Origin of the sequence: Streptomyces boluensis (assembly GCF_009908195.1) — a bacterium.
Lineage (GTDB): Bacteria > Actinomycetota > Actinomycetes > Streptomycetales > Streptomycetaceae > Streptomyces > Streptomyces boluensis.
The window spans coordinates 1-4,358 of sequence record NZ_JAAAHS010000521.1 but is presented as its reverse complement, the minus strand read 5'-3'; the positions used below and the strand labels follow the sequence as shown (position 1 = coordinate 4,358).

The following is a 4,358-nucleotide window of genomic DNA, read 5'->3' as shown; positions in this document are numbered from 1 at the left end:
GCCCCCAAGACCCCGAGGGCCCACGGAACTCAGTGCGCCCCGCCCCGCGCGGGCAGGCCCACCATCACTCCGCGTCCCGCGCTGGCAGGTCCCACACCATCACTCCGCCGACCCGCTCGCCGTCCCGCCCGAGCAGCTGCCGCAGCGTCTCGCGGAGCGCGGGGGCGCCGGGCTGCGGGGCGAGGACGAGGGCGCCCGCGTTCCAGTACTCCAGGTCGGCCGCCGCCTGCCGTCGCCACTCCTCGCTCAGGCGCGGGACCCGCCCCGAGTACCGGACGTCGCGCAGCAGGTTCGAGGTGTGCCGGGGAGCGGCGCCGTAGATGCCGGTACGGTCCTCGCCCCAGGGCCCGTTGAAGTACCCGCCGGGCACCTTGAAGCCCAGGTCGGCGGTGGTCTGCCAGTGCAGCCCCTCGGCGTTCGCGGGGTCGGGCAGCGGCACCGGTACGAGGCTCTCGCCGCGCGCGGTGTCGACGTACCGTTTCCAGGTGCCGTCGGCGATGAACGGCGGGACCGGGACCCGCTCGACGGTGTGCAGCGGCATCGGCACGAGCGGTACCAGGGCGGCGGCGACGGCGGCCAGGCCGAGTGCGCGGCGCGCGGGGCGGGCGATCCGGAGGCGGTCCACGGCGAGCGCGACGAGCAGGCCGAGCGCGGGGGCGCAGACCATCGCGACCCGGGACTCGATGACCGACTCGAAAAGCGGCTGGTGGGCGAGCGGCCGCCACGGGCCCGGCAGCACCACATCGGTCAGCGGAACGCGGAACTCCGCGCCGAGCGACAGGAACGCCGCCGCGACCGCCGTGAAGGCGAGAGCCCGGACAGCGGCCCGTTCCCACAGGCCGATGGTGATGGCGAGCGCCAGCGCGACCAGCGGCCAGCCGTAGAAGGCGTTCTGCTCGGTGATGTTGAGGGCGAGCGGCTCGGACATCTCGCGGCTCCCGGCGAGCGAGCGCTCGGCGAACGAGAGCAGCGCCAGCGGACTGTTGCCCGCACCGTCCCCGTGCAGCACCGAGTGGTAGCTGCGCGGCCCGAAGAACTGCCAGTACAGCGGGAACGCGACCAGCGGAAGGGCCACCCCGGCGCCGATCGCGAGCCCCTTGCCGAGCGGCCGCCACACCGCCCGCGCCACGTCCCGCCGCACCACCGCGTAGGCCCCGGCGAAAAGCAGCATGCCGATGACCGCGAGCAGCAACGGTTCTTCACCGAGGAAGACCTGGTACGCGGCGAAAAGCCCGAGCACCACCCCGTCCCGTACGACCCGGCCGCCCGGCACGCACAGCCGCAGTGCCCGGTCGACGATCAGCGGGATCATGAAGAGGACCACGAAGTTGGGGTGCGCGTTGGCATGGCTGACCATCGGAGGCGCGAACGCGGCAAGCCCCCCACCGACGACCGCCGCCGCCCGGCCCACACCCAGCCACCGCCGGATCAGCCAGTACCAGGCGAGCCCGGTCGCGGCGAGGCCGAGTGTCATCACGAGGGCGAGCGAGACGGCGGGCCCGAACGCGGCGGTGACCGGCGCGAACGGCACGGACAGGCCGAGCATCACGGTGTTGGCCATCAGGTTCACGCCGTCGGGGAAGCCCTGGAGGTCGCTGAAGAGGGGGTTGCGGAGCTGCAGCACATGCTCCGCGGTGACGGCGAAGAACCACTCCCACTGGTTCTGGTCCTGCAGCGAGTCCGGCAGGTAGCGGCTCGACGGGTCGGGCCAGCGGCCCTGGTGCAGCAGGAACGCGGCGAGCAGGAAGAACGCGAGGACCGCGAGCCGCGCGGGCGGCACGGCCCGTGCCCGGATCAGGGCGAGCTCACCGAGCACCCGCGGGTAGTCGAGGGCCCGCACCTTGGAGCCCTCCTGGTGCGCCCAGCGCACCGGCACCTCGGCGACGGTCAGCGCGTGCTCCCGGAAGTACCGCAGCACTTCCACGTCTATGGCCCAGCCGTCGGTGCGGGACGCGGCGAACGCGGCGCGGGCGTGCTCCCCGTCGAAGAGTTTGAACCCGCACTGGGTGTCGCGGATGCCGGGCACGGCGACGGCGCGTATGAGGAAGTTGCCGCCGCGGCCGAGGAGTTCGCGCAGCCGGTGCTGGTGGGTCTCGATGGTCGCGCCGGGCCGGGCGCGGGAGCCGACGGCGGCCGCGTGGCCGCCCGCGAGCTCCTTCTCCAGGTGCTCCAGCTCCTCGATCGGCGTGGCCAGATCGGCGTCCGTGACGAGTACCCGGCGGCCCCGGGTGGCGGCCACCCCGTGGCGCAGCGCGTGCCCCTTGCCGCGGTTGCGGTCGTACCCGACGACCTGGACGCGGGCCTCGGCCGCGGCCGCTTCCTCGGCGACGGCCCGGGTGGCGTCGTCCGAGCCGTCGTCGACGACGACGATCTCCCAGCGCTCCCAGGGCCCGTCGGCGAGCTGCCGCCGGATCGCGTCGAGCGTGGGCCCGAGCCGCCGCTCCTCGTTGTACGCGGGCACGACGACGGACAGCTCGGCCGGGCACGAGCCGGCGGGGTGCTGCACGGTCACCGGGTGAGGTTCTCGACCAGCGCGAGAGAGTGCGTGTTGTACGAGGTCACCAGGGCGTACGCGGTGTCCGGGTCACCGTCGGACACGGCCGCGACGAGCTCGCTGTGCCGGTTCCACAGCCGCCCCTCCAGGTCGGGCACCCGGCGCAGGTACGGCACCGCGAACACCCAGGACTGCACGCGCAGCCGATGCAGGAAGTCGCTGAGGTACGGGTTGCCGAACAGCGCGCCGAGCTCGCGCCAGAACCGCAGGTCGTAGCCGATCAGTACGTTCAGGTCACCGGCGGTGGCGGCCCGCTGGGCCTCCTCGGCGCGGCGCCGCACGGAGCTCAGCTGGTCGCGCAGGTGGTCCATGCCGCGTTCGGCGATGCCGCGGAAGATGGCCTCGGCGATGATGCTGCGGGCCTCGACCATGCCGCGGTAGTCGGTGACGCTGAACTCGTGCACCTTGAAGCCGCGGTGCTGCACGGAGTCGAGCAGCCCTTGCGCGGACAGGTCGACGAGGGCCTCGCGGACCGGGGTCGCGGAGACGCCGTACTGCTCGGCGATCTCCTTGACGGTGAACTCCTGACCGGGTCCCAGGCGTCCGGCCAGGATCTCGTCGCGCAGGGCGTCGGCGATCTGCTGGCGCAGGGTGCTGCGGGTGACCGCGGTGCTGCGCATGGTGGTGGGTTTCCCTCTCGAAGGCTCCGGCTGCCTGCCGTCGGAGCTGGTCACCTTACGCGTCCGGTCCGGGCCGCCGACGTGCCCCGGGGGAGTCCGCGACGGCCCCGGCGACCAGGAACGCGTCCTCCAGGAGGGCCCGTACGTGATCTCCGGCGGCCCGGTAGTAGATCCGGGTGCCCTCGCGCCGCGAGACGACGAGTCCGGCACTGCGCAACCGGGCCAGGTGCTGCGACACGGCGGCGACCTGAACCCCGGCCAGCTCAGCCAGCTCACCCACGGGCCGCTCGCCCCGGCCGAGCTCCCACAGCACGGTGAACCGCGTGGGATCGGCGAGGGCCTTGAGCACGGCGACGGCGGCCCTTGTTTGTTGCGCATCCACGCAAGCAGTTTACGAGGGTAAATCCAGCCCGTCCGGCGTTCGAGGCGCGAGGCCAAATTCAGCCCGTCCGGCGCTTGAGGACGAGCCCGAAGGGCGATCGGGGTCCGGGGCGGAGCCCCGCGTGCGGGCCGGGGGTCGACCACCTCACCCACCCCGAAACCGCCACCGCGTCACCGCGTCTCCGGCGGCCGCTGCCGCGGCATGTTCGGCCGGGCCGTGCCGGGAGGAAGCGGGAAGCGCCCCGGCGGCGGCCCCTCGGGTCGGGGCCCGGCGGCGGCCGCGGACCGAAGCCCGAGCGGCGTGGCCCCGGAGCGGAACTCCACCATCCAGTCCGCCGTCTCCGACCGCACCAGCTCCGTGACGTCCTCCGAGAACCGCCGCAGCACCCCGAGACACCGCTCCGCCGCCTCGCTCGCGGTGCCCTCGGCGGGGCCGAGGACCTCGCGCACGCTCTCCGACGCCCAGTCGAACTGCAGCACCTGCAGCCGCCGCTGCACCGCCTGCGCCGTGGCCATGTCCCGCATCCAGCCCGAGGTGAGACCGAAGTACCGGTCGGCGCCCACGCACGCCACCGCGAGCAGCAGCGACAGATAGCCCCAGGGCGCCGCCCCGGCCACCGCCGAGGTCAGGTCGAGCAGCGGCAGCGCCGCCCCGGCCATGGCCCCGGCCGCCGCCCCGCACCGCAGCAGCCGCGCCCCGCGCCGCTTCCAGGTGCGGTCGGCCAGGTACCAGGCGGCGGTGCGCAGCGCGCCCTCCTCCACCCACCGGTACAGCTCGTCCAGGCGCTCCGCCGGCTCACCCC

General features: G+C 74.1%; 4 protein-coding genes. All 4 read right to left on the bottom strand.

Going from position 1 to position 4,358, the window contains the following annotated elements; genetic code table 11:
• Positions 1-64 precede the first annotated feature (64 nt).
• A complete protein-coding gene (locus GUY60_RS35070; protein WP_312866542.1) occupies positions 65-2,512 on the bottom strand; it encodes a glycosyltransferase in 2,448 nt (815 codons plus the stop codon).
• Positions 2,509-3,174, bottom strand: coding sequence for a GntR family transcriptional regulator (locus GUY60_RS35065; protein ID WP_161705359.1), 666 nt, complete (start codon positions 3,172-3,174; stop codon positions 2,509-2,511). The genes GUY60_RS35070 and GUY60_RS35065 overlap by 4 nt, the downstream gene beginning before the upstream one ends.
• A gap of 55 nt (positions 3,175-3,229) precedes the next feature.
• The gene (locus tag GUY60_RS35060; RefSeq protein ID WP_161705357.1) at positions 3,230-3,556 is read right to left on the bottom strand and encodes an ArsR/SmtB family transcription factor; all 327 of its coding nucleotides are present in this window, start codon (positions 3,554-3,556) and stop codon (positions 3,230-3,232) included.
• A 170-nt stretch (positions 3,557-3,726) separates the two neighbouring features.
• Positions 3,727-4,358 (bottom strand): SLATT domain-containing protein (locus GUY60_RS35055; protein ID WP_161705354.1); only part of this gene is annotated, 632 nt, incomplete at its 5' end.